Raw genomic sequence first — 25266 nt, forward strand, 5'->3', positions numbered from 1 at the left:
ATTTTTTATATGTTAGTTAATGGATAAAACTATTAAATTCAAAGTGAGTGAGTTGATATGTTCGAACTTTTTAATGAAATAGGCATTATGCTAAATGGACCACTTCAGCAAATTGCATATGGATATGAACACATTCCACTGTTATTTGCATTTTTTCTTGGATTAATTGGCGCCGTTGCTCCTTGTCAGCTAACAGGCAATATCAGTGCAATGACTATTTACGGTAACAGATCATTAGTCGAAAAAGTCCCTTGGTTACACGTATTTCTATTTGTTTTAGGTAAGGTAGTTGTTTTTTCAATAATCGGTTTAGTAGTCTGGTTACTTGGGAAGGAAATACACAGTACTCTAACACAAATGTTTCCGATTCTAAGAAAAGCAATTGGGCCTTTACTTATACTGGTTGGTTTATTTATGATAGGGTTATTTAGCTGGAGAAAAACAGGAAAAACGTTTAAAATACCCACTAAATTTAAAGATAGTTATCTAGGAAGCTTTTTAATGGGTGCGAGTTTTACGTTAGCATTTTGCCCTACTATGTTTGTATTATTTATACTAACCTTAATGCCAGTTGTATTAGAAACATCATATGGATTTGTATTACCTTCTGTATTTGGAATTGGAACCTCACTTCCACTTTTATTAATTATTTTTCTTATTTGGTATTTTGGGGCAAGTGGCATTATATTAAAGAGAAGCAGAAAAATAGGGTCACTAGTGCAGAAACTTGCAGGAGTTATCATTCTTATTATAGGTATTTTGGATACTTTAACTTACTGGTAAAAGAGGTCAATTATGTTTAATAAATTATCCTTAAAAATTGGACTATTATTCTTTGTGTTCATGTTAATTATCGAGGTTTTTGTTTATTTTATTCTATATACAAATATAGCAAATGAACGTATTGATGAAGTGATGGATAGTTTATTAGCTCGTGCCAATACACATAGTGCTGTCTTGGAAAATAACTTTGATTCATCAACGTTGGAGCATGTTGCTATCATGGAGTCAGAATCGGAATTTGCTGTTATTATTACCGATGCCAATGGTAACATCATCATTAATTCCGATCCTGTTGAAAAGGAAATGTTTGAAGTAATTGTTCATACGGATTATAAGGATATACCCAGTGTAGGAAAAGTAGTAGAACAGCGTTGGTCAGAAAAACAATATATAGCGGTTGATAGCCCCATCACTATTGATGAAGAACATCAAGGGCATGTCTTTATGTTTGCTAATACCAATATTGTAAAAAATATGGTTAATCATTTGAGTGATCAATTTGTCATAGTTGGATTAATCACCATTGTTCTAACAATTTTTACCGTCTTTATTCTTTCTCGTTTTATTACGTTACCATTAATGAAAATGAAAGAAGCCACAGAACAACTAAGCAAGGGAAAAAATAAAGTGGAATTACATAAGGAACGAAAAGATGAACTAGGAGAATTAGCTGGTTCTATCATGAGGCTATCTAGTGATCTAGAACGATTAAAAAATGACAGAAATGAATTTTTGGCAAGTATCTCTCACGAACTTAGAACGCCATTAACCTATATAAAAGGATATGCGGATATTATAAATAAGCAAGACATAACAGATGAAGAAAGAAAAGAATATCTGGATATTATACGGGAAGAAACAGAGCATTTGACGGTTCTAGTTAAAAATCTATTTGACCTTGCAAGAATGGATGAAAATAGGTTTGTAATTAATCGAAAAAATGTTAATTTTAGACAACTAATCCAAACGATTGAAGAACGAATTTCTCCAGTACTGGAAGAAAAAAATATTACACTTTTTGCTTCATGCCCAGTAGATATCATAGGTAATATTGATCCCGATAGGATCCAACAGGTTTTATTAAATATACTGGATAATGCCAGAAAACATACACCCGAAGGAAAGTCTATATCATTAGAGGTAACCCAGTATGATAGAGAAATTACTATAACTATTTCAGATGAAGGAGAAGGAATTCCAAAAGAGGAGTTACCTTATCTATTTGAACGGTTATACCGTGTAGAAAAGTCGCGTTCCAGAGAAAGCGGTGGAACGGGATTAGGATTAGCTATTGCAAAAGAAATTATAGAATCTCACGGAGGTACGATTGAAATCGAAAGTGAACTTGGAAAGGGTACAAGAGTTATTGTTCATTTAACAAGAGGTGAATATAATGGTTAAAGCTCTATTAGTAGATGATGAAAAACGAATGCTAGATTTATTAGCGTTATATTTGAGACCACATAGTTATATATGTAAAAAAGCTATTAGTGCTAAAGAAGCATTATCGTTTTTAAAAGAAGAAACTTTTGACATAGTACTTATAGATATTATGATGCCTGAAATGAACGGCTGGGAGTTATGCCAAGAAATTAGAAAGGATTCGGACATCCCTATCATCATGGTAACTGCTCGTGAACAGAAAGAGGATATTGTAAAAGGGTTAAAATTAGGTGCAGATGATTATGTAACGAAACCCTTTGACGAAGATGAGCTATTAGCAAGAATAGAAGCGGTATTACGTAGAATGAAACTTGCGAAGAAGATTGAAGTAAATGGTCTCTTATGGAATGAAGATGAGTTTGAGTTATCATATAAAAATAATACATTAAAGTTAACACCAAAGGAATTTACCATGCTAGGTTATTTTATAAGAAAACCAAACCAAGTGTTTACTAGAGAACAATTAATTGAATTAATTTGGGGATACGATTCACACACAGAAGGAAGAACAGTTGATTCCCATGTACGGAACATGCGAGATAAAATTCGGCAATCTGGATTTCCAATCGATGATTATTTAATAACTGTTTGGGGTATTGGATACAAATGGATAAACAAGCCTTCATTATAGGTATAAAAAAAGGTCTTTAATACAAATGTAAAAAAAGACCTTTTGTTTTGACACAAAACTTTTACAAAAATCAAAGCCTTATTAATACTATACAGGGGTATAGTATGGTATAGTATGGATAGAGAGATGAAAAATACAGAAAATAATAGGAAATTCATCTAAATATCCGTACCAAAGGAGGAGTAATAATGAAGAACAAAGGAAATGAAGGGAATCCACACAATCACAATAAGCATAGAGAACATGACCATCATAATCATAAACAACATGAGGAACAAAAACATCTTAGCCATCAACATCATAATCATGAACATGAAGATATGCATGGTTATCACAAACATGGACATGGAGAACAAAAAAATCACGATCACAGTCATGGACATAGTGGGCATCATGGTGGACACGGCGGACATCACGAACATATGGTAGAAGATTTTAAGAAACGTTTTTGGATATCCCTGGTTTTATCAATTCCTATTTTATACTTATCCCCAATGATTCAAATGCTGTTTGGATATGAGGTAAATTTCACAGGTGATACCCTCTTACTTTTCTTGCTTTCCACAATTGTCTTTTTCTATGGTGGAAAACCATTTTTACTTGGTGCATGGGATGAGTTAAAGGAGAAATCTCCTGCAATGATGATGTTAATTTCTTTAGCTATCATCGCCGCTTATGTATATAGCACACTGACAGCATTCTTTATAAAAGGCAGTGATTTCTTCTTTGAACTAGCTACTCTTATTGTAATTATGTTGTTAGGACATTGGATAGAAATGAAATCCCTTATGGGTGCTTCAAAGGCATTGGAAGAGCTAATCAAGTTAATGCCAAAAGAGGCCCATAAACTGGACAAATCCGGAAATATTGTTGAGGTAACAGTCGAAGATTTACAACCGGGTGACCAAATTTTAGTTAAATCGGGTGAAAAGATTCCAATTGATGGTGAAATTTACGAAGGAGAATCTACCGTCGATGAGTCGATGCTTACTGGAGAATCTGTCCCTGTTGAAAAAGCGCCCGGAATGGAAGCGATAGGTGGTTCCGTCAATGGTGATGGTGTATTAAAAATTAAGGTAAGTAAAACAGGAAATGACACCTACCTATCCCAAGTTATTAAATTGGTAAGCGATGCAGAAAAATCGAAATCAAAGGCCCAAGGCTTTGCGGATATTGCTGCTAAATGGTTATTCTATGTTGCTCTTGTAGTAGGGATTATAACCTTTGCAGTTTGGTGGACTAACGGGGATTTAGACTTTGCTTTGGAACGAATGGTTACCGTTTTAATTATTGCTTGTCCACATGCCCTTGGTTTGGCAACACCACTAGTAACATCTAGATCTACTTCCATTGCAGCTAAAAATGGCTTGTTAATTCGGAATAGAGTAGCATTTGAAAGTGCATTTAAAGTGGACCGCGTGGTGTTTGACAAAACAGGGACACTTACGGAAGGTAATTTTGGTGTTACAGATATCCATCCAAGCGAGGGTATTAGTGAAGAAGAATTATTGAAATTAGCATATTCTGTTGAAACACAATCAGACCATCCAATTGCTAAAGGAATTGTGAAAGAAGGAAATAATCGTAATTTGAAACCCTTTGATGTTAAGGATTATCAGAATTTAACTGGGAAAGGGTTAGTAGCTAAAATCGGTGATGCAGAAATTGCTGTTATTAGTCCCGGTGCTATGAAAGCAAATAAAATTTCTTTTGATGAAAAAACTTATGACCAACTGGCTTTACAGGGGAAAACAGTCATATTTGTCCTTAAAGATAATGTCTTACAAGGAATGATAGCCCTAGCTGATATCATCCGTGAATCTTCTTATAAAGTTATTAAAGAATTAAATGACCGTGGTATAGAGACGGTTATGATGACTGGTGACAACACACGTGTAGCAAATTATGTAGGAGAAAAACTGGGTATTTCCAAAGTCATCGCTGAAGTACTTCCCCATGAGAAATCAAATAATGTGAAATATTTAAAACAAAACGGAAAAAAAGTGGCGATGATTGGAGATGGAATTAATGATGCCCCCGCTTTAGCAGAAGCTGATTTGGGAATTGCTATTGGTGCGGGTACAGACGTTGCGATTGAAACAGCTGATGTTATACTAGTTAACAGTAATCCAGTAGACATTTTAAATATCATTAAATTGTCTAAGGCAAGTCGCAGGAAAATGGTTCAAAATTTAGGATGGGCTGCTGGGTATAACATCATTGCTATTCCTTTAGCTGCAGGTGTATTGTACAATGTTGGGTTTGTCATAACCCCTGCCGTTGGAGCTGCAGTTATGTCACTTAGTACCATTATTTGTGCAATAAACGCTCAATTATTAAAAATCGATTAATAGAAATAAATTGGCTAAGCATGTATGGTATTGCTTAGCCTTTTATTTTTCTGTAGGTAAATTTCTGTTCATAAATAGTACAAAGAATCTGCTTAATTTCTGCAAACTTGTAACGTAATCTAACAGAGAGTGTCTTTATAATACCACCGTTATACTATATTTCTATAAGGAGTGATACATACTTATGAGTTTGGAGGAAACGAAAAAGAAGAAGAAAAATAAAAGGAAAAATCGATTAATTTTTAGAACTTCTATATTAATTGTAATGGTTGGAGCTATTATATTTGCATTAGTGTCCAATATACAAGCGGATAAAACCATTTATCAAGTCGGAGATGAAGCACCTGACTTTGAATTAAAACAAATTAATAAAAATAATGAATTAGAATCTATACGACTAAGTGATTTTAAAGGAAAAGGAATTATGCTAAACTTTTGGGGTACTTGGTGTAAACCATGTGAGGAAGAAATGCCTTACATGCAAGAACTTTATCCCGTATATAAAGAAAAAGGAATTGAAATAATTGCAGTTAGTTTAGATAATACGGAATTGGTTGTAGATCGATTTATTGATAAATATGATCTAACTTTTCCAATTCCCCATGATAAAACAGGAGAAGTCAGGGATTTATACAAAATAGGACCAATTCCAAGTTCCATATTCATTAATCCGGATGGAAAAATTCAGAGAATTGTAAATGGGGCCTTATCATTAGAAAGTTTGGAGAGTTACTTTAAAGAAATATTACCAAAACAATAGACCGCAATTTTTTTAAAAAGGGGGATAAAATCTTTGAATGAAATAAATATATTTCTAGCTTTTGGTGCTGGTTTCCTTTCTTTTATCTCACCGTGTGTATTACCATTATATCCGGCATTTTTATCTTATATTACCGGAATGAGCGTAAGTGAGATAAATGAAGAAAATAAAAAAATGAATAAAAAGGCTCTTTTACATACCGTTCTATTTTTACTAGGGTTCTCAAGCATTTTTATTATGATTGGTTTTACCACCTCTTATATATCGGAATTCTTATTAACCTACCAAGATGCGATTAGACAAATTGGTGCTATTTTAATCATTTTCTTTGGACTAGTGATTGTCGGAATTTTTAATTTTAAATTTCTAATGAAAAACAAAAAAATCACATTCAAAAATCGTCCCGGTGGTTATGTTGGTTCTTTCATCATTGGAATGGCATTCTCCTTGGGATGGACTCCTTGTACCGGTCCAATACTAGCTATTGTGTTATCATTAGCTGCAACAAATCCTGATGTTGGTATGATTATGATGATTAGTTATGTTTTAGGTTTTTCGATTCCCTTTCTATTATTAGCATTGTTTATTGGTAAAATTAAATGGATTAAAAAACATAGCCTAAAGTTAATTAAAATTGGTGGATACATTATGATTTTCATGGGAGTAGCACTATTCTTTGATTGGTTGACGAAATTAACTTCCTTCTTAGCTGGATGGTTTGGTTTTTATGGATTTTAAAATATATTTTCCATAATTTATCTATTACATCTGCACGAATAATGCATATTTAAGCATTATAATTTGTCTTGTAGATTTTGTTACAAGTAGAATATCACTCGTTTTACATGGTAGTATATATTAACATTTAACAAATTGGATGAAAGAGGAGTCGAACAATATATGAAAAAAGGATTATTGGCAGTTTTTGGATTATTACTTATTTTAATAGTTGCTGCTTGTAGTGAAAGCGAAAGTACATCAAATGAAAAAGAACCACAAGACATCAAGAAAATGGTCCAAGATTACAGTGTCGGGGATTCCGATGATGTGTCTGCTTCTATTACTTCAGAAGAGCTTATTGTCACTGATAGCGGTGATAAAGAAACCACCTACGATCTTCCCGAAGATGAATTTTTTGTTTCCATCGCACCATTTGTTGAGACAACACACCCTTGTACCAATCATAGTTTAACTGGCTGCCAAGGGGAATTAGTGGAAAAAGAATTTGATGTTTATATTGAAGATGAAGAAGGTAATGTAGTTGTGGATGAAACCATGACATCATTAAAGAATGGATTTATTGATTTTTGGTTACCACGTGACAAAACATACAACGTGACGATTCAATACGATGGAAAGACAACTCAATCTGAGATTTCCACTTTTGAAGGTGATAATACTTGTATAACAACAATGCAATTAATCTAGTCGTATTTCCCCGTGATATCTTTTAAATTAAAAAATACAAAATAAAGGGTAATAGAAAAAAATTATATAGTTTTATAATATTCCCATTAGAATCGAGTGTTATCAAAGATAAAGCACTCGATTCTTTTTTGCTTAATTTTACTATTTAGAAATTTTTTGGCTCCCTTTTATCCTCGTTACCACTGACTGTAAACGAACTGAATTAGATTAATACCTGATAATAATATGGAAAATAAAAATTCACACTAATATTGAAGCAGCCTTGTTGGATAAAATACAATGTCAAGGGAATAGTAAAATTTGTATTTAATCTTGAAGCAAAGGGGAATTTTCAGATGGCCGTGTCTTATGAAGAGTGTATTAAAGCTTGTTTAGAATGTATGGAAGCTTGTAATGGGTGTTATGATGCTTGTTTAAAAGAAGAGAATGTAAAAATGATGGCTGACTGTATCCGCTATAATAGAGAATGTGCAGACATTTGCGCATTAGCAGCAAAAGCAATGCAATCGGATAGCCCTTTTGCTAAGCAGATTTGTAAGCTTTGTGCTGAAGTTTGTGAAGCATGTGGAAAAACGTGTGAACAACATAACCATGCTCATCACTGCCAAAAGTGTGCAGAGTCCTGTTTTAAATGTGCAGACATTTGCCGAACAATGGCATCTTAAATATAAAAACGGTGAACTTGCGTCACCGTTTTTATTAGTTTAAAGTTATGATTAAGACTTTTTCTATATTTAATTATTTAACAAGTGTTGAAAATGTTGATAGGTTTTTATTTGTTCCTCAGTGTCTGCTTTGGGGACAAATGACCAACCCATACGGTTGATAAAATCAGAATATCTTTTTTGAATTTCTAACTGTTGCAAAGCCATTTCCACATGCGCATTTCTAACATTTCTATCTTTCATTAATAAAGCAGAAGTATAATTTTCATTTGACATCAATTTGGCTCCAGCACGTGCTTCTAATGCAATCCATTTATCGTTGTATTTATTAACCCCTGTACCTTCTACTCTTCGGTTGCTTACATCATACATATCTAAATCCGGAACTTCAACATACTCATTATTATCAGGATTAATTAAAGATAACATTACCCTAACATGCGACATCATTACATTTATCTGGAGAGCAATAATACTTTTCAAATCTGAATTTGTAGTGTTAATATGATAGACTTTTAATTTATTAATCATTCCCTCGTGTGTAGACAAATGTTCTGCCATTAAGCCAAGGTCTACGGATGGTAAAGTTGACATATAACTCACCTTTCATTAAATAAATTCCCTTTAATATATGCTGTTTAATGAAAATCTGTTATTAATGCCCACTTTTATCTAAAAAGGGAAAATCGAGTGGACCAATGTAATTCAATACCAAAAACAATATTGCAATGGTAAAAATCATTAAGAATGGATATTTAAAAAAGGAAAGAATTTGTTGGTTGGCTTGTTTACGTATGGATTCTTCTGCTGTATATAAAACAAGTAACAAAATCATTGTTATCATCACAGCTATAATATTAATGATTGCATTCGGCCTAGTCATTGCTACCATATCTCCAAGCATGGCTCCCATCATCCCCCCCATTAGTCCAGAAAGTATGCCATCAATGACAGCAGGAAGACCTATAGGTAATCCTGCTAAAAAACCAACAACCAATCCAATCAATATAGCGTAAATGGTTGATTTAAATAAATCACCATGATAGATGACTCCTAAAATAGTTCCCATTAGAATTCCTGCCGACATCCCTAATGACATGGAAATCAACATTCCATTCATTTTAGTTACCCAATTTCGGTAATACGCTACATATATAATGGTTGTTATAACTTGGGTGGCACACAACAAAAGTATAAAAAATAATGAAATTGACATTATTTCAACCCCAATCTTAGTTTGTCCACACTTTTATTGTATTCACTGTTAACATGCATTATGATATACCCATAGGAGGTTTATGTATTTAAAAATAAACATAAAAGAGTTAACTGCATAAAACTGTAATTTCATTATTAATGAGTTTAGATATTCCTTATGCTTAGTTAAGATAATAATATTTACTTAGCGAAAAACGCTCCAAGTTTTCAACTTAGAGCGTTACTAGGGTCTTATAGTTTGGTAAATACTTCAAATAAATCACATTAAACATACATTCCTTCAATGCTTTGGAAAAAGAATAGAAACCTTCGTTCCAATATTTAATCTACTATCTATCTGAATTTTCCCTTGATGTGCATCTACTAATGCCTTCACAATGGACAATCCAATACCTATTCCACCTGATTTCCTATCTCTGGATTTATCCCCACGATAAAACCTTTCATAAAGATAAGGAATGTCTTCCTCAGCAATTCCAATCCCTTCATCTTTCACAAGGAAACCTATATAATCAGTAGAACCCTCTAGCTTTATCGATACCTTTTTTCCTTTTGGGGTATATTGAAGAGCGTTATTTATTATATTCGTCAAAATCTGTGCAACACGATCACGATCCGCTTTAAACCAATATTCTCTTTTAGGTTTTTGAATGTTTAATATAACACCTTTATCCTGAAATACTGACAAAAATTGTCCTTCCATTAAACGTAATATTTCACCTGCTTCTATATTAGTTTTGTTCAACTTTATTTGTGGATTTTCAGCGGCAAGTAACTCTTCTAATTCACCGACAAGGCGCACTAAACGCATCAATTCATCATGACTTTGCTGCAACCTTTTTGGCGTTGGCTCAAATATCCCATCCTGAAAAGCTTCCATTTGACTTCTTAGTGTCGCAAGTGGGGTTCGTATTTCGTGAGCAAAATCAGCAGTAAACTGTTTACGAAGCACCTCTTCTTTTGATAATGATTCAGCAAGTCGGTTAAACGATTCACCAAGTGGCTTCATTTCATTTGACAATTCCTTAACTGGTACACGCGTTCGCCATTTATGGTCTTGTAATTCTTGAATAGCTTTTGATAATTTTCGAAACCCAGTTGTTAGGCGCTTAGAAAACAATAGGCTAAACACGAACGCTAAAACAACTGTAACAATAATAGCAAGATAAATATTCGATTTAATTGTATTTAAAAAAGCAATGTCTTCCCCTATCATTTCCTCTGGGTAATAAACTTCCATATTGCCTATATGTCTTTCATCAAATGTTAAATCATAAGAATGTGTCTGGTATTCCGTTTTCATATCGGTTTCCGAATGCATCCCCATGCTATCCATCATTCCAAGCATCATCGTTGTATCAGCTATTATTTGTCCGTCTTCATCAGAAATTCTATAAAATAAATTATCCGTCATAGCTTGTTGATGCATTAAATTTGTTAGTTGGTTATCAATAAGTTCCCCTGTTTCTTTATAAGAATTAATTGCTTCATTTTCTATAAGTTTACTGCTTTGCTCTCTATTATTTTGTAAATATTCGTTGAATTGATCTTCAAACCCCCATAATATAGAGAAACTAGTAAGAAAAATACCACAAAGTGACACAACTAATAGGTAAAACAGGATTTTAGAACGAAGTGTCAATCGACGCATCAGATGTTCCTCCAAACCTATATCCCATCCCAAAAACAGTTAAAATATATTCTGGGTGACGAGAATCTGTTTCAATCTTTTTCCGAAGGTTTTTTATATGCGTATCAACACTTCGTTCATATCCTTCAAAATAAGTTCCATCATCCTGAATCTTTTCCAGTAAATCCAAACGACTGTAAACTCGCCCGGGGTAGCTTGCCATAGCTATTAAAAGCTTATACTCAATAGGAGTTAGTGGGATGATCTGATTATTCAATGTAATTTCCTTCTTTAAAAGATCTATTGTTAGCTTTCCTTCATTGAACGATAAATGGTTTCCACTATTTATTCTTTTTAACCTACGTAAAATAGCCTTAGCCCTTATTACGACTTCTCTTGGACTAAAAGGCTTTGTAACATAGTCATCCGCCCCAATAACGATTCCGTTAATTAAATCGTCTTCTGTCGATTTTGCTGTTAACATAATGATAGGAACATCACTTTCATTTCTCGTTAATCTACATATCTCTTCACCTGATATATCTGGTAGCATAAGATCTAAAATAATAATATCCGGATTATTTTCTTTTATTTTTTTTAATGCTTCTATTCCATTAGAGGCAAGAATGGTTTCCCATCCCTCTTTTTCAAAATAAGCTTCTAACACTTCAAGAATCATATCTTCATCGTCAACAATAAGAATTTTAGTCATGTTAAACCACCTCTTTCATATAGTATCATCAATTAAAATGAAAATGATAATCTTCACAACTTCCACATAAGTTCACCACAAATTCTCCATATATGAAAGGTATGATGTAGTTAAGAAAGGAGATGTTTTATATGAAAAAATTAGTAGTAGGGTTATTAACTGGAGCGGTTCTATTAGGAAGTGCAACTTTTGTTGCGGCCGAATCAAATGGAAATGGCATCTTCAACTTTGAGGAAATGCAACCGCATATTGAAGAAATGCATCCTAATTTATCATCAGAACAGCAGGAAGAAATGTTTAATAACTGTCATGGCGACAATGGTATGATGCAAAACGATACTGAATTCCGTGATATGATGTATAATTTATAGATTAAAGAGGTGATCCCGTATAATGGGGATGATGAATATGATGGGTTATGGGTTACTTGGATGGATACTTAACCTTGCATCTATCGGTATCGTTGTGTATTATGCCACCAAATTAGCATTAAAAAATTATCATAAGGATTAATTTAATCGTAATCTCTTTATAAAGGAGCGACTGTAATTGTGATCATTCCTTTTTAATCATGATAATCGATGTTACTGTTTAACCCGTTTAACATAAAACTTTAACTCATGCATGAAATGATTGTATTTTGCAAATCAAAGAACCTTCAATATACGACCAATGTCTAATTGATTGTCTATTGAAGGTAATCCTAACACTTATTTCATCAAACTTCCGTTAGTTTAAATGAATTATTCACAATATTTATTAGTAAAGACTTATATATTACAAGAGAAAACACCAAGAGGATTTCTTGGTGTTTTTTTATTCCCCTGTCTCAGCAAAGTGTTTGATTCGATTGCCAATTTCATCACGAACACGCTGGAAAACTGCCCATTTTTCTTCTTCCGTTCCTTCTGCTCTTGCAGGATCATCAAATCCCCAGTGTTCCCTTTTGACTTTAGGTGGTGTAACAGGACATTTATCTTTTGCATCACCACAAAGGGTAACAGTTAAAGCTGCGTTGTTTAGTATTTCAGAATCGATAATATCCGATGTTTGATTTGATATGTCAATTCCTGCTTCTTTCATTGCTTTAACTGCATTCGGGTTCAGTCCGTGTGCTTCAATTCCACCACTTTTAACTTCCCATTCCTCATGGTTTAAGTATTTTTTTGCCCAACCCTCTGCCATTTGGCTTCGGCACGAATTCCCAGTACATAGAAAGTAGATTATTTTTTTGTCATAGCTCATTCTCCTTTAGAAAAATAGTAATGAAATATAAAGTCCAATTAATGTTATCAATAGGATGGGTATCGTTAAAACAACCCCAGTTTTAAAATATGTTCCCCAGGATATTTTCACCCCTTTTTGGGATAAAACGTGAAGCCATACCAATGTGGCGAGTGACCCAATTGGAGTGATTTTTGGTCCTAAATCAGATCCTATAATATTCGCATAAACAAGTGCCTCTCGTATTACACCTGATGTATTTGTTTCTGCAATTGCCAAAGCATCAATCATAACAGTTGGCATATTATTCATAATTGCAGATAGAATAGCTGCTATAAAGCCCATAGAAACGGTAGCAATTAACAATCCTTCTTCAGCCACTTCTTGAATAACACCTGCCAAGACAGAAGTAAGTCCTGCATTCCCTAATCCATAAACAACGACATACATTCCTATTGAGAAAAAAACAATATTCCAAGGCGCTCCTTTAATTGCTGATTTTGTATCAACTACTTCGCTTCTTCTAGCCATCAGAATAAAAAGTATCGCAACAATACCTGCCACAATGGAAACAGGAATATGAATGAATTCACTAGTAAAGTAACCAATTAATAATACCGTTAAAACAAACCAAGACAAACGGAACAATTTTTGGTCCTTGATCGCTTCTACTGGTTTTCTTAGTTTAGACAAATCGTATGTTTTAGGGATACTTTTTCTGAAATAAATGAGTAAGACGGTAATCGTTGCAATTAGTGAAAAAATGTTTGGAATAACCATCCTCACAGCATATTCGAGGAATCCAATTCCAAAAAAATCAGCAGAAACAATATTTACCAAGTTACTTAGATAAAGGGTAATGATGTTGTATCAGCAATAAAACCACTAGCAATAATAAACGGAAAGACCATTTTTTCCTTGAATTTCAAATGACGAACCATTGCAAGTACAATTGGTGTTAATATTAATGCAGCACCATCATTGGCGAATAATGCAGCAACAATCGCACCTAAAATACTCACATAGACAAACATTTTAATTCCATTTCCTTTTGCAATCCTCGCCATATGTAGAGCGGCCCACTCAAACAAACCAATTTGATCTAATATTAATGAAATAAGGATGATTGCAACAAACGATAATGTTGCGTTCCAAGTAATGTCTATTACTTCTAAGACATCACTAAATCCAACAACTCCTACTAAAAGAGCAATGATTGCTCCAGCACAGGCAGACCAACCGATATTTAATCCTTTAGGCTGCCAAATAACGAAAATTAATGTAGCAATAAAAATAATAAGTGCTAAAGTGAAATCTTGATTCAATCGTATTACGCCACTATTGCACTACCCTGTAGCATAATAACTTCAACAACAAGGGTGCGTGAATCCTTCTTGGATCAACGCACCCGGTTTGTTAAAATTGGAATGAGAATAATGCATTTAATGTGCCATTTTCAAACATAATATAAATCCCTAGCCCTATAAAAACAATTGGAACAATCCAACGTTCATATTTCTCAACTTTTTCTGATACAAAATCCAAGGAAGCTAAGCGATAGCTGACATAACATAAAACCCCAACCATAATGAAAAAGACAATACTAGCAATAAGAATTTCAACCGCGTTTAATGCTGTGAAATAAGGTATATAAATAGAAAAGTCATCTGCACTGGAAGACAGCACAATAAATATAACTGTTAAATATAATTGATTAAACCGATTGGAGGAAAATAAAGATAATATATTGCTATCATCTTCATCTTCCTCACCCTTGATCCAAATCTTAATACCCAAATAAAGGGGAATAAGCCCAAGGAGACCTAAAACCCATTGCTCAGGAATTAACCATGTAATACCGAGGGCAACCAATAGACTTGCAGCTATAATAATTGCTGTACCTATGTATTGTCCAATCCATATATGTTTTGCTTGCCCTTTTTTTATTTGCGAAAACAAAAGGATTAAAATAATAAGATAGTCAATCCCTGTTGCTACATAAACTGCAGCTGCTGTAAGTGCCGTTGCAATCATTATTTCATCTCCAATACTTCTGGATAGGGCTTTTCAATGGCAAGAAAAGCCCTTAATTTTACACACACATATTTATATATTAATTTTCTTTTACCCGCATTAACCTTAAACCATTTAAAGCGACTAAAAGAGTTGCTCCCATATCTGAAAGGATGGCAATCCAAAGTGTTAGCCAACCGGGGATAACCAATAATAAGGCAATGAATTTAATAGCTAATGCGAATGTGATATTTTGCTTAATTATAGTCAGTGCTTTTCGGCTTAGTTTCACAGAAAATGGAAGTTTTCTTAAATCGTCTCCCATTAAAGCTACATCTGCTGTTTCAAGGGCAGTATCTGTACCAGCTCCACCCATTGCGATTCCAACAGTAGAGGCAGCTAACGCAGGGGCATCATTGACACCATCTCCAACCATCGCTACGTTGCCATATTTAGATCTCAATTGTTTAATAAATTCTAATTTGTCTTGTGGCAATAGTTCTGCTTGGATATCCGTTACCCCAACATGACCTCCAATTGCATTGGCTGTACCTTTGTTGTCACCTGTAAGCATGATGGTTTTTTTGATTCCAAGTTGATGTAACTTATGAATAATTTCCTTGCTGGATTCACGTACTTCATCAGCTACTGCAATGACAGCAAGGATTTCTTTTTCAGTTCCAACAACCATTGCAGTTTTCCCTTGATTTTGAAGGGTCTTAATAAGTTGATCTTGCTCGTTATTAAAATCGACTGATAGATTCTCAAATAATTTCGGATTTCCAATGTAATAAGTCGTGCCGCTGATAGTCCCCTTAATTCCTTTTCCTGTGATAGAAGAGAAATCATCCACGATTATATGAGTGTAGGTAATGTTCTCCTCTTCTGCTTTTTTCATAACGGCTGAAGCTAATGGATGCCCGGAACGATATTCTAATGCAGTAATGATAGATAACATTTCTTCTGCATTTACCTGATTATTCAATACGTTAAAATCTGTTACAACTGGAATCCCTTTTGTTAATGTACCCGTTTTATCAAAGGCAATCGCTTTTAAGGCGCCCATTTCTTCTAGATAAATTCCGCCTTTGATAAGCACACCTTTTTTAGCTGCATTTCCAATTGCTGAGACAATAGAAATTGGGGTTGAAATAACTAATGCACAAGGGCAACCAACGACAAGAACAGCTAGCCCTTGGTAAACCCATGTTCCCCAGCTCCCACCAAATAATAATGGTGGCACAACAGCAACCAGTCCTGCGATAATCATAATAATAGGTGTATAATATTTTGCGAATTTATCTACAAACGCTTGAGATGGCGCACGTTCCCCTTGAGCCTCTTCAACAAGGTGAATGATTTTGGAGATTGTTGTATCTTCAACCAGCTTTGTTACTTTAACCTCAAGTATTCCCTCTTCATTTAATGTTCCTGCAAAAACTTCATCATCCATCGTTTTCTCGACAGGGACTGACTCGCCTGTAATAGCCGCTTGATTAACAGCAGAGTAACCATTTACTACTACACCATCCATAGCAAGCTTTTGACCGGGTTTCACAATCATAATATCGCCAACAGCAATATCATCAACATGAATCATCATTTCTTGCCCATTTCTTCTAACAAGCGCCTTTTTAGGAGCAATATCCATTAGAGATCGAATCGATTGTCTTGCTCGATCCATAGAGAATCTTTCTAGAGCTTCACTAATTGCAAAAAGAATAACAACAATTGCACCTTCTGCCCATTCCCCAATAATAGCTGCTCCAATAATTGCCACTGTCATAAGGGTTTTCATGTCAAATTCAAAATGTAGCAAGTTTTGAAACCCGACTTTAAAGAGTGAATATCCGCCAATTACTATCGCTGCTGCAAACAATAGGGAAGTAATAATATTTTCCTCTCCATTAACAAACTGAGAAATATAACCAAAAACGATTAATAAAGTAGCATATAGTAACGTGCTGTGTTTTTTATAAAATGGCTCTTTTTCTTCTTTAACCTCTTGTTTCTCTTCCCTTAATGGTTTATCTTGAGTCACTTTAAGATTTTCAAAAGCACCGGCTTTTTCTAATTCTTCAATGTTTGTATCGCCATATACCTCGATTTTAGACGCACCAAAATTTACTTTTGCATCCTGAACCCCTGATAATTTTTTTACATTCTTTTCGAATTTACCCGCACAATTAGCACACGAAAATCCTTCAACCCGGTACACATTTTTATCCTGATGAACAACAATTGGTGCTTGCCGTTTTGGTTTTTCAGGCATTACTTTAAGATTTTCAAAAGCTCCTGCTTTCTCTAATTCTTCAACAGTTGCATCACCATACACGGATATTTTAGATGCGCCGAAATTAACTCTTGCGTCTTGAACATTGGGTAGTTTCTTAACATTTCTTTCAAATTTTCCTGCACAATTTGCACATGAAAAGCCTTGTACTCGGTAGGAAGTCATTTCTGATTCTGATTGTTCTGCTTGTTCAGACATTTACCTCCACCTCTTTCTTGTGTGTTAATGCAATCATCATAATTTGTTTGATATGTTTATCGTTTAACGAATAAAAGGAGAGCTTTCCTTCCTTCCGATATTTGACAATCCTTTGCTTATAAAGTGTTCGTAAATGATGAGAAGCATTAGCAACCGTAACTCCTAAGATATTTGCTATATCACAAACACATAGCTCATCATCTTGACACAGAGCATAGGTGATTTTTGCTCTATTTTCATCGGCAATTGCTTTTAACATTTGAGAAATACCAGAAATATCTACTGTTTGTAAATCACCCTGTATTCTATTAACCTTTTCCTCGTCATAACAAAAAACTTCACAAGTATCCTTTTTATTCAAATCATCACCTCATTCAAATATTCATTTGAATATATCATAACTTTTTTCCATTACATATTCAAGCAATTACTTGAATGATTTTAAAAAAGAACTGAGATTTCCCAATTCTGATAACATCTTCTTGAACTTTCATTTATTAGCCTCAATAAGAGCGTATACCCATAAAAATTTCGATAGTCCAAATAATAGTTCAAGAAAGAGCGAATATTATTCTTTGCTCAATAAAGCTAAGTTTCTCAAATATGACTTAAATAACAAAAAGTTGGTTATACTAAGATTAGAATAACCCAACATTCTATACTAGCGTGATAAAGATGTTTAGGTTGTATTTCTTTATAGAATCCCGTCCTTATTTTGATTTTAGCAGATCAATTAAAATAAGGATGGGATTTCTCATTATATTAGTGTTGATACTGTTTTTATATATTTGCTTTAGATGGTAAATGTAGTTATAATGTAAAGTATTAATTTTATTTTTAGTATCCATCTTGCTATTTCTATATTGTTTACTATATAATAACTATACTAAACTTTATAAGATTAAATCAAAATTTCATAATAAAAAAGGGAGAACCCCAAATCTATGTTAGGTCTTTGTTAGTTCAAAGGCGTACTTAGATTTGGGGTTCTTTTCTTTTTGCACAAGTTTTGGAGGGTTAAGTAATGACAATGTTAAGTAGAGAAATGCTAAAACAACAAAAAATATTAAAGAGTCTTTCATCTGTTTCTCTTCGTCTAATCCCATTTTTAGCGGCAAATACAGATTTAGACAAACGAATTAATGTAACATTAGAACAAATTGAAGCAGCTAATATTATGACTCCGCGACTAATAAAGGAAGCATTAGGAAGACTGGAGAAAGTTGAGTGGATCTATCGGGGTAAAGATGGTTACTTATATAGTAAATTCAATACTATTTCAACAGCTGAGAACCATAATTTCTACTATATAAACTTGTATAAATTCTTTCAATCTGATGAATTTAAAAAATCATACAAGCGCCAATTACAATTCCTATTTTATATTCTAACAGCAAAACTACCGGGCCACGAACATTCTTTAGCTATTGAACACCTTTATCAAAACCGGACAAATGCAAAGCATGTAAAGTTAGACTTTTTTATTAGTTTTGAAGATATGATATCCAACCTTTTAGATTTAATTAACAAAGGTTTTTTTGAAGTGCGACTTGGAGCGAACAGAGAAGTACTAAATAAAAATACTAAAAATCTTAGAGAAAGATTAAATACATTTGCTGAAAAAACTGGTAAAAGAAAGAAACGAATGAGTCATAAAGAAGAAAAACATCATATCATTCATATTCGTATAGCAAAAGATTTAGTTACAAAAGATCAAATTTGTGACATTTATGATATGACAAGATTGGCAACGTTGCAGGATTTAAAATCTATCGCAAAAGATTTTGGATGTAGTTTAGACAGCTTTGATGTAAAAGCTTTAGAGAAGGTCCATATGGTAAAGGCAAAAATATATAAGGAATTCGGTGATGTAGGAATACAATTATATCGTGAAGGCTTAAAAGATTTTTTCAAAAATAGAAGCCATTCTTTTCAAAATCTGATGGAAAATGGTAATTTTGGTAATACAATTAAAAACTTTTATGTTATTCCTAGAATTGAACAAAGACTTAAAACCTTATTCGAAGAGGTGAAAAATGATTATTTTACTAAAGTAAAAACATTGCCATATCAATCCTTAAATTTAAAACATGCTATTAAAGATAGTAAACCATTTATATCTTACATTATGGAAGAATCATATAACGACAACCTTATCATATTAGACCGTGAATTAGAAGCAGCATATAGCTTCATATATAGCCAATTTACACAGGTAGATAAGTCTTGGTATGAATTTAAAGAAAAAGTAGAAAAAATCTATAAAGATGAGGCCGAAGCTCATGGTAATGATAGGAATAAAGTATTTTATCTTGCTATCCAAAGGCAATTAAATCAAAAAGAACGTACTATCTCTAAAATCAAACGGGACAGTAACTATAAAAGAGAAAGAAGAGAAAAATTACTTTACAATCCTTACGTAGCAATTACCGAGTAATATCGGATCTTTTTAAAAAATTATTATTACTGTTTTTTTAAGATCCAAAATGCGGGAACTACCTAATAATAATTTTTTTAAAAATATAAAATATAAATTCTGCCTTTCTATCCTAGTGGAGAAGGGTTATTTGGCATGACCATTTTTCAAACAATACCTTTTTATAAAAATGTATAGGACGATTCTCTTGTTTCTGTATTGTATTCTTTCTCAATAAAGCTTTTTTTTAAAGAATAAAGTCCAATTACACCAGCAAATTTTTATAGTATCTGTTTAATATTTATATTTTAAGATAAAATTTTTTGTTAGATTTATTAATTTTATATTATAGACATTTAATTTATAGTATCAATAAAATTAATTATCATAAAAACTATTCAATTCCTTACCACGTAAGGGTTTGTAATAGTAATTTAAAGATACTAATGTATCTTATTATGTTTTTTATCATTAAATATTATTACAATACATATTACTTTTTTGATTAAATTCTTAGTTATAAAACAACTTCAAAAACTATTCTTTTAATAAACTTATAACATCTTCTATTACATCCTTGTCACACTTCTTATCTATCATTTGTTCAATGACCATTACTAAAGTCGCTCTCCGATAAGTCTTTGTTAATATTTTTAGAATGGATTGACTATCGATTATCCCATATTGATCTAAATGCTTCTTTATGAGCGCAGCTTCTCCGTCCCCCAAAACTAAAACATTCTCAACCTTTTTAATTGTGTATCCTTTTGAAAATAAGATTTCCGCCACCCTTCTTTTTTCAATGGAACTTACAATATAATCTATCCAATATAATTGGTTTTCTCTGAATGAGGTAGCTTCCTGTAATTCCTCAAAAGAGGCATTTTTTATGATATGTTCAATATCCATATTGTCCATATGTCACACCGCCTTATTGTGGTTAATAATTTAAAAAATAGAAATGTATAAGTATATCCATGTGATAAAACTATTGCTTCATAAATTGAGACGCTTGCTTTATGTTGAGTATGATAACTTTCAAAGCATAACTAAGCCTTGAACAACAGTTTATCATCTGACACACAGAGGATTCATGGTAAGTTATCTTCTATAATATTCGTTTTAAAAATCATTTCCTTTTTATCAATTTATGCCAAATAAGATATTAGTTTATTCATTTATCCCATAAATAGTTATTTTGTAGTCATAATTGGTTGATATATAGCCATGAACTTCTATTCAAAATTTAATAAGAGGTTATAATTATAGAATGAGCAAATGTAATAAAATATTTTATCTAACTAAACGGGGGAGAAAGTTATGATTAACGATGATGTGCATACTTTAGGAATGTTTGCCGATAAAGCTTTCGATGAGGGAGATATAGACACTTTACACAAAATAGCGGAGGATTGTTTAAACCGAGTTGAAACAGGAAAGTATAATCGCCTTGAGAAAGGAATTTTAGCTTACCATGGGGCTACTTCCTACAGTAACTATATCCACCTAAAGTATAAAGGTTTATTAATTTATTCTGAGAAGAGTAATAACGAAGAAGACTTTGAAATGTGTTTATTATTGTTTCGATTATCTATAGAAAATTTAACTTCATATCAGGAAAGAGACGAAATAAAAGAAGATTCAGAGGAATCTTATCACCTTGGAAATTATTTATTAATGGCATATACTAACTATGCAAACGTATTGAATACATGCGGTAGGATTATTAAGGCACTATCATATTTAAAAATTGGAGTTGGTAGTGGTTTTCCAATGGCTATAGGAAACTTTGCTGGATTTTTAATGGATTATGCTTCGCTCGACTATGATAATGGTCATCGTTCAGTTCTTGCTAATGAATCCTATCAATTATTAAAAGAAGTATTGGAATTCAATGATATAGAAGAGTATGCAACTGAGCATTATAAAAGTTTAAAAGCTAGTTTAAAACAATGGTATCCAATAGAATATCTAGAGAAACCTTACGAATTTGAAGAATACTCATTAGGGGATTCCGATGATGAAATCAATTACCGAAAATGGTGTATTAAAAATACATTGTTTCTGAATACTTTAAACGATGCCTTTCCTTATTCCATCTCTGCACATGATATCCTTCATCTGCCTAATATTATTACAAAAATCGATGAGGGACCAAGATTTCATGGTTTGTTTAATCAAATAAAACAAGAATATGTATCTGCTAGATTCATGATTTTTGATGCCATTTCATTTCAAGGGTCTCATTTTTCGGATAGAGATGTTCACCTTGTCAATACATTAGATTATCCGGTATATGGCATTTCAATTGAGAAATTGAAATATGCCTATAGAAGTTTATATTCATTATTTGACCGTATTTCCTTTTTTATAAATGATTATTTTGAAATTGGAATCAAGGAAAGAGATGTATCTTATCGAACAATCTGGCAGGACAAAGTTAGAAAAGGGAAAAACTCCTACAACTTAAAAGTCGATTTAAAGAATAGGATGACAGAAAAAGATACATTTAATCTCCCATTAATCGGTCTGTACTGGTTATGCAAAGATATTGGAAAGCAAAAGGTAGAACATCACTATATAGAACCAGCTATCGTACATATTTCGAAAATACGACATCATTTAGAGCATCGTTATTTAAAGGTTCATGACACTCTTTTGTATCCAATTACAGAGGAATTACGAGAAAATAAGGATGATCCGTTGGCCTATTCCATTACGGTTGATGAATTTAATGATGCTGCAATGAAACTACTTTCTTATGTACGTGAAGGAATTATATTATTGACTATGGGTGTACACGTAGAGGAACTTAGAAAGAAAAGTGCGTCAGATGGTTTAATTATGCCGATGCACATGGATCAATACGATGATGATTGGAAACAGCTAAATTGAATTTTAGATTGCCTTCTTTGAATAAATTATATATCTTTGGAAATAATAAAATATGTTAGTGCAACTTGTATTTCAGACATAAAAATAAGGAAGTATTTACTTCCTTATTTTTTGTCCTCTCTCGTTGATAGTTTGCCCACTTAAAATAATAAGATTTGCTGCATCTTTATAAGATTCCGTTCGATATTAGTCAGTACAAGAAGACGAGGTTTAAGGATAATGTGTATTTCATCTATTCCAAGCCATTTAGGAGTCTCGATTTGATATTCTTGTTCTTTGAATGCCACATGGCCTTAAAGACGTACAGTACTAAATTATTTTTGTGACCACAAATGCTCTTAGAAATTCCTTAAAGCATTAATATAATAGGTGATTGGAAAATAGTTTATGGAATCCTTTTGTAGACTTTGCTTAACTACTGCACCCTTTAGTAATTATTAGCCGGTTTACTTGAATAAGAAGTTGTAAAAAGGTTGCCTTAGCCTGCACAACAAGATAATTTCGATACATCTTTATCGAACGTAAGTGCAGCTAATTTTAGCCCTTCAGCCATTGTTAAATATGGTGATAGGGTTTCTGTTAAATCTTCTATCGTTAAGCCAAATTTAACAGCTAATGTCGCTGCATAGATGACATCTCCTGCATTCTCAGATACAATATGGACCCCTAATACTTTCAATGTTTTTGCATCTGCTACTAGTTTAAATACACCGGTGGTTTCACGGTTTACAATTGCTCTTGGAACAGCATCTAAGGGTAATACAGATGTCTTCACATCATACCCTTTCCCTTTTGCTTGTTCTTCTGTTAAACCAACCGTTGCAACCGATGGATTCGTAAACGTAACAGCAGGAACAATTGATAAATCTATATTTTTGTTTAACCCACCGATAGCATTATCAGTAGCAATTCCACCTTCATAGCCTGCTACATATACAAATTGCGGTCCTAACGTCACATCTCCTGCTGCATAAATCTTTTGATTACTTGTTTGACCAAAATCATTGATCAGGATTTCATTATTTTTTCCAATTTCAACATCTGCAGCACTTAAATTTAAAGAATCCGTATTTGGTTTTCTTCCAGTAGCAACAAGTAACTGATCTGATTCAATGACTTTTTTACTGCCATCCACTGTTACGTAAACCTTTTTTATCTCTCCACTTTGTTCAACACGCTCAAAAGTTGCCCCTTTGACAAGTTTTATTCCCTGTTCAATCAAGGCTTTTTCAACTGTCTCTGAAATCTCAGGATCATATTCTTTTAAAAGTCGCTCACTTCTTTGGATTAGTGTTATTTCTGAACCTAGATGATAAAATAGTTGTCCAAGCTCCATTCCAATGTATCCTGAACCAATCACCGTTAACCGTTTTGGTACTTTCTTTAATTCAAGTAGAGTTGTACTAGTTAAATAGTCCACTTCTTCAAGTCCTGAAATTCGTGGTAACGAGGGAGATGCACCTGTTGCAATTAAAAAGCGTTTTGCAGATAACTTTGCCCCATTGACCTCAATCGTACTAGCATCAACGAATTTTGCTTCACCTTCAATTAAATCAAAGCCATATTCATCAATTAAATCCACATATTTTTGATTCCGAAGTTCACTCACCAATTTATTCTTTTGCGTGATTAAACTAGCTAAATCCACTTCTCCAGCAGATGTTTGTAAACCTATAAACGGATTTTCTTTTGATAAATGATTGATTTCCCCTGCCCTAAGAAGAGTCTTTGATGGAACACAGCCAATATTCACACAGGTTCCCCCAACCGTTCCACACTCAATCATTCCAACTTTTGCACCATATTCAATAGCTTTAATTGCCGAAGAAAAAGCAGCAGCGCCAGAACCAATAATAAGAAGGTCATAGTTGTCCTCATTACTTAAAGCCACGTTTTCTTGAGATGATACTTCCTCAATTTCTCCAGTTTGATAATTTGCTTCATCAATCGCCTTTTTTGCACTTTCAACCTCAATATCATCGGGCAATTCAAATACGACTTCACCACGACGAAAACTAGACTCAATATTTTTAGCACCTATATTTCCAAGTGCTGATGCCACGTGTTTTTCACAACCCGTACAAGTCATTCCTTGAATGTTTACCTTAAATTTAATCATAATAAAGCTCCCTTCGTTAATCTCTCATGTTAATGTTTCTATTATTGGACACGAATGTAATTGCTTTTCATCTGGACATCGTTGTTTTAAGTCATCTAACATAGTTTCAATACGTTTTAAATCCTCTATTTGCTTTTGAACTTCCTCTTGTTTTTTAGAAACAAATTCGAACATATCTTGACAACGAACTTCATCTTTATCTACAACGCCAAGTAATTTATAAATCTCACTTAAAGAAAAACCAAGTTCCTGTATTCGCTTAATAAACCCAACACGCTTCACTTCATCATCTGAATACATCCGATAACCAGCTTCCGTTCGGTAAGGCTCTTGTAATAAATTTTTTCGTTCGTAATATCTAATAGTTTCTTTGTTAACTCCACATTTATTTGCGAACTCACTAATTCGATAAATCACCTTATTTCACCCCATAAAAATTATAAACCGTGTACCATAGTACACGGTCAAGTAAATATATTATCAAACT

22 protein-coding genes and 1 pseudogene are annotated in these 25266 nt (G+C 33.2%); 11 read left to right on the forward strand and 12 right to left on the reverse strand.

Annotated features, from left to right (window positions below):
• Positions 1-57 precede the first annotated feature (57 nt).
• The 8 genes from RZN25_08160 (at position 58) to RZN25_08195 (ending at position 8061) form a co-directional block, all read left to right on the forward strand.
• Positions 58-783 carry a sulfite exporter TauE/SafE family protein gene (locus tag RZN25_08160; protein ID MEQ6376791.1) on the forward strand — a complete coding sequence of 242 codons (726 nt, stop codon included), beginning with the start codon at positions 58-60 and terminating at the stop codon, positions 781-783.
• A gap of 12 nt (positions 784-795) precedes the next feature.
• Positions 796-2184, forward strand: a complete 1389-nt coding sequence (locus RZN25_08165; protein MEQ6376792.1) for an ATP-binding protein — start codon at positions 796-798, stop codon at positions 2182-2184.
• Positions 2177-2857 carry a response regulator transcription factor gene (locus RZN25_08170; protein ID MEQ6376793.1) on the forward strand — a complete coding sequence of 227 codons (681 nt, stop codon included), beginning with the start codon at positions 2177-2179 and terminating at the stop codon, positions 2855-2857. The genes RZN25_08165 and RZN25_08170 overlap by 8 nt, the downstream gene beginning before the upstream one ends.
• 188 nt (positions 2858-3045) lie before the next feature.
• Entirely contained in the window at positions 3046-5208 is a 2163-nt protein-coding gene (locus RZN25_08175; protein ID MEQ6376794.1) for a copper-translocating P-type ATPase, read from the forward strand.
• A gap of 184 nt (positions 5209-5392) precedes the next feature.
• A complete protein-coding gene (gene resA, locus RZN25_08180; protein ID MEQ6376795.1) occupies positions 5393-5968 on the forward strand; it encodes a thiol-disulfide oxidoreductase ResA in 576 nt (191 codons plus the stop codon).
• A gap of 33 nt (positions 5969-6001) precedes the next feature.
• Positions 6002-6706, forward strand: coding sequence for a cytochrome c biogenesis protein CcdA (locus tag RZN25_08185; protein ID MEQ6376796.1), 705 nt, complete (start codon positions 6002-6004; stop codon positions 6704-6706).
• Between the two features lie 162 nt (positions 6707-6868).
• Positions 6869-7396: a CueP family metal-binding protein gene (locus tag RZN25_08190; protein ID MEQ6376797.1), complete on the forward strand. Its 528-nt coding sequence runs from the start codon at positions 6869-6871 to the stop codon at positions 7394-7396.
• A 335-nt stretch (positions 7397-7731) separates the two neighbouring features.
• On the forward strand, positions 7732-8061 hold the full coding sequence (locus RZN25_08195; GenBank protein ID MEQ6376798.1) for a four-helix bundle copper-binding protein: 330 nt from the start codon (positions 7732-7734) through the stop codon (positions 8059-8061).
• A 69-nt stretch (positions 8062-8130) separates the two neighbouring features.
• Here the strand turns inward: RZN25_08195 and RZN25_08200 are convergent, their stop codons facing one another.
• The 4 genes from RZN25_08200 to RZN25_08215 all read right to left on the reverse strand — a co-directional run bounded on the left by RZN25_08200 (position 8131) and on the right by RZN25_08215 (position 11621).
• Positions 8131-8655, reverse strand: coding sequence for a spore coat protein (locus RZN25_08200; protein ID MEQ6376799.1), 525 nt, complete (start codon positions 8653-8655; stop codon positions 8131-8133).
• Positions 8656-8716: 61 nt separating this feature from the next.
• Positions 8717-9277 carry a hypothetical protein gene (locus tag RZN25_08205; protein ID MEQ6376800.1) on the reverse strand — a complete coding sequence of 187 codons (561 nt, stop codon included), beginning with the start codon at positions 9275-9277 and terminating at the stop codon, positions 8717-8719.
• Positions 9278-9559: 282 nt separating this feature from the next.
• Complete coding sequence (locus RZN25_08210) at positions 9560-10930, reverse strand: ATP-binding protein (GenBank protein MEQ6376801.1); 1371 nt, start codon at positions 10928-10930, stop codon at positions 9560-9562.
• On the reverse strand, positions 10905-11621 hold the full coding sequence (locus RZN25_08215; GenBank protein MEQ6376802.1) for a response regulator transcription factor: 717 nt from the start codon (positions 11619-11621) through the stop codon (positions 10905-10907). The genes RZN25_08210 and RZN25_08215 overlap by 26 nt, the downstream gene beginning before the upstream one ends.
• Before the next feature lie 131 nt (positions 11622-11752).
• Here RZN25_08215 and RZN25_08220 point away from each other — a divergent pair, with 131 nt between their 5' ends.
• A complete protein-coding gene (locus RZN25_08220; GenBank protein MEQ6376803.1) occupies positions 11753-11992 on the forward strand; it encodes a hypothetical protein in 240 nt (79 codons plus the stop codon).
• Between the two features lie 445 nt (positions 11993-12437).
• On the opposite strand, the gene arsC is transcribed toward RZN25_08220, so the two are convergent.
• The 5 genes and pseudogenes from arsC to RZN25_08245 form a co-directional block, all read right to left on the reverse strand.
• On the reverse strand, positions 12438-12866 hold the full coding sequence (arsC, locus tag RZN25_08225) for an arsenate reductase (thioredoxin) (protein ID MEQ6376804.1): 429 nt from the start codon (positions 12864-12866) through the stop codon (positions 12438-12440).
• A 6-nt stretch (positions 12867-12872) separates the two neighbouring features.
• Positions 12873-14170: pseudogene (locus RZN25_08230) on the reverse strand (arsenic transporter).
• Positions 14171-14261: 91 nt separating this feature from the next.
• Positions 14262-14879: a CadD family cadmium resistance transporter gene (locus RZN25_08235; protein MEQ6376805.1), complete on the reverse strand. Its 618-nt coding sequence runs from the start codon at positions 14877-14879 to the stop codon at positions 14262-14264.
• 79 nt (positions 14880-14958) lie between these two features.
• Positions 14959-17349 (reverse strand): heavy metal translocating P-type ATPase, encoded by a 2391-nt coding sequence (locus RZN25_08240; protein ID MEQ6376806.1) that lies wholly within the window; start codon positions 17347-17349, stop codon positions 14959-14961.
• Positions 17342-17710, reverse strand: a complete 369-nt coding sequence (locus RZN25_08245) for a metalloregulator ArsR/SmtB family transcription factor (protein MEQ6376807.1) — start codon at positions 17708-17710, stop codon at positions 17342-17344. The genes RZN25_08240 and RZN25_08245 overlap by 8 nt, the downstream gene beginning before the upstream one ends.
• Before the next feature lie 663 nt (positions 17711-18373).
• Between RZN25_08245 and RZN25_08250 the strand changes: the two genes are divergently transcribed.
• A complete protein-coding gene (locus RZN25_08250) occupies positions 18374-19786 on the forward strand; it encodes a hypothetical protein (protein ID MEQ6376808.1) in 1413 nt (470 codons plus the stop codon).
• Between the two features lie 516 nt (positions 19787-20302).
• On the opposite strand, the gene RZN25_08255 is transcribed toward RZN25_08250, so the two are convergent.
• On the reverse strand, positions 20303-20683 hold the full coding sequence (locus tag RZN25_08255; protein MEQ6376809.1) for a hypothetical protein: 381 nt from the start codon (positions 20681-20683) through the stop codon (positions 20303-20305).
• A gap of 402 nt (positions 20684-21085) precedes the next feature.
• Here RZN25_08255 and RZN25_08260 point away from each other — a divergent pair, with 402 nt between their 5' ends.
• Positions 21086-22660: an LA2681 family HEPN domain-containing protein gene (locus RZN25_08260; protein ID MEQ6376810.1), complete on the forward strand. Its 1575-nt coding sequence runs from the start codon at positions 21086-21088 to the stop codon at positions 22658-22660.
• Between the two features lie 478 nt (positions 22661-23138).
• Here the strand turns inward: RZN25_08260 and merA are convergent, their stop codons facing one another.
• Positions 23139-24779 carry a mercury(II) reductase gene (gene merA, locus RZN25_08265; GenBank protein ID MEQ6376811.1) on the reverse strand — a complete coding sequence of 547 codons (1641 nt, stop codon included), beginning with the start codon at positions 24777-24779 and terminating at the stop codon, positions 23139-23141.
• Positions 24780-24803: 24 nt separating this feature from the next.
• On the reverse strand, positions 24804-25196 hold the full coding sequence (merR, locus tag RZN25_08270; GenBank protein MEQ6376812.1) for an Hg(II)-responsive transcriptional regulator: 393 nt from the start codon (positions 25194-25196) through the stop codon (positions 24804-24806).
• Between the last annotated feature and the right edge of the window lie 70 nt (positions 25197-25266).

It is taken from the genome of Bacillaceae bacterium S4-13-56, from assembly GCA_040191315.1.
In the GTDB taxonomy this organism is placed as follows: Bacteria; Bacillota; Bacilli; order Bacillales; family JAWJLM01; genus JAWJLM01.

Excerpts from the sequence above, each read along its gene's own strand:
- RZN25_08160 (MEQ6376791.1), top strand. The coding sequence starts at position 58 with ATGTTCGAACTTTTTAATGAAATAGGCATTATGCTAAATGGACCACTT.
- RZN25_08165 (MEQ6376792.1), top strand. The coding sequence starts at position 796 with ATGTTTAATAAATTATCCTTAAAAATTGGACTATTATTCTTTGTGTTC.
- RZN25_08170 (MEQ6376793.1), top strand. The coding sequence starts at position 2,177 with ATGGTTAAAGCTCTATTAGTAGATGATGAAAAACGAATGCTAGATTTA.
- RZN25_08175 (MEQ6376794.1), top strand. The coding sequence starts at position 3,046 with ATGAAGAACAAAGGAAATGAAGGGAATCCACACAATCACAATAAGCAT.
- resA (MEQ6376795.1), top strand. The coding sequence starts at position 5,393 with ATGAGTTTGGAGGAAACGAAAAAGAAGAAGAAAAATAAAAGGAAAAAT.
- RZN25_08190 (MEQ6376797.1), top strand. The coding sequence starts at position 6,869 with ATGAAAAAAGGATTATTGGCAGTTTTTGGATTATTACTTATTTTAATA.
- RZN25_08195 (MEQ6376798.1), top strand. The coding sequence starts at position 7,732 with ATGGCCGTGTCTTATGAAGAGTGTATTAAAGCTTGTTTAGAATGTATG.
- RZN25_08200 (MEQ6376799.1), bottom strand. The coding sequence starts at position 8,655 with ATGTCAACTTTACCATCCGTAGACCTTGGCTTAATGGCAGAACATTTG.
- RZN25_08205 (MEQ6376800.1), bottom strand. The coding sequence starts at position 9,277 with ATGTCAATTTCATTATTTTTTATACTTTTGTTGTGTGCCACCCAAGTT.
- RZN25_08210 (MEQ6376801.1), bottom strand. The coding sequence starts at position 10,930 with ATGCGTCGATTGACACTTCGTTCTAAAATCCTGTTTTACCTATTAGTT.
- RZN25_08215 (MEQ6376802.1), bottom strand. The coding sequence starts at position 11,621 with ATGACTAAAATTCTTATTGTTGACGATGAAGATATGATTCTTGAAGTG.
- RZN25_08220 (MEQ6376803.1), top strand. The coding sequence starts at position 11,753 with ATGAAAAAATTAGTAGTAGGGTTATTAACTGGAGCGGTTCTATTAGGA.
- arsC (MEQ6376804.1), bottom strand. The coding sequence starts at position 12,866 with ATGAGCTATGACAAAAAAATAATCTACTTTCTATGTACTGGGAATTCG.
- RZN25_08235 (MEQ6376805.1), bottom strand. The coding sequence starts at position 14,879 with ATGATTGCAACGGCACTTACAGCAGCTGCAGTTTATGTAGCAACAGGG.
- RZN25_08240 (MEQ6376806.1), bottom strand. The coding sequence starts at position 17,349 with ATGTCTGAACAAGCAGAACAATCAGAATCAGAAATGACTTCCTACCGA.
- RZN25_08250 (MEQ6376808.1), top strand. The coding sequence starts at position 18,374 with ATGACAATGTTAAGTAGAGAAATGCTAAAACAACAAAAAATATTAAAG.
- RZN25_08255 (MEQ6376809.1), bottom strand. The coding sequence starts at position 20,683 with ATGGACAATATGGATATTGAACATATCATAAAAAATGCCTCTTTTGAG.
- RZN25_08260 (MEQ6376810.1), top strand. The coding sequence starts at position 21,086 with ATGATTAACGATGATGTGCATACTTTAGGAATGTTTGCCGATAAAGCT.
- merA (MEQ6376811.1), bottom strand. The coding sequence starts at position 24,779 with ATGATTAAATTTAAGGTAAACATTCAAGGAATGACTTGTACGGGTTGT.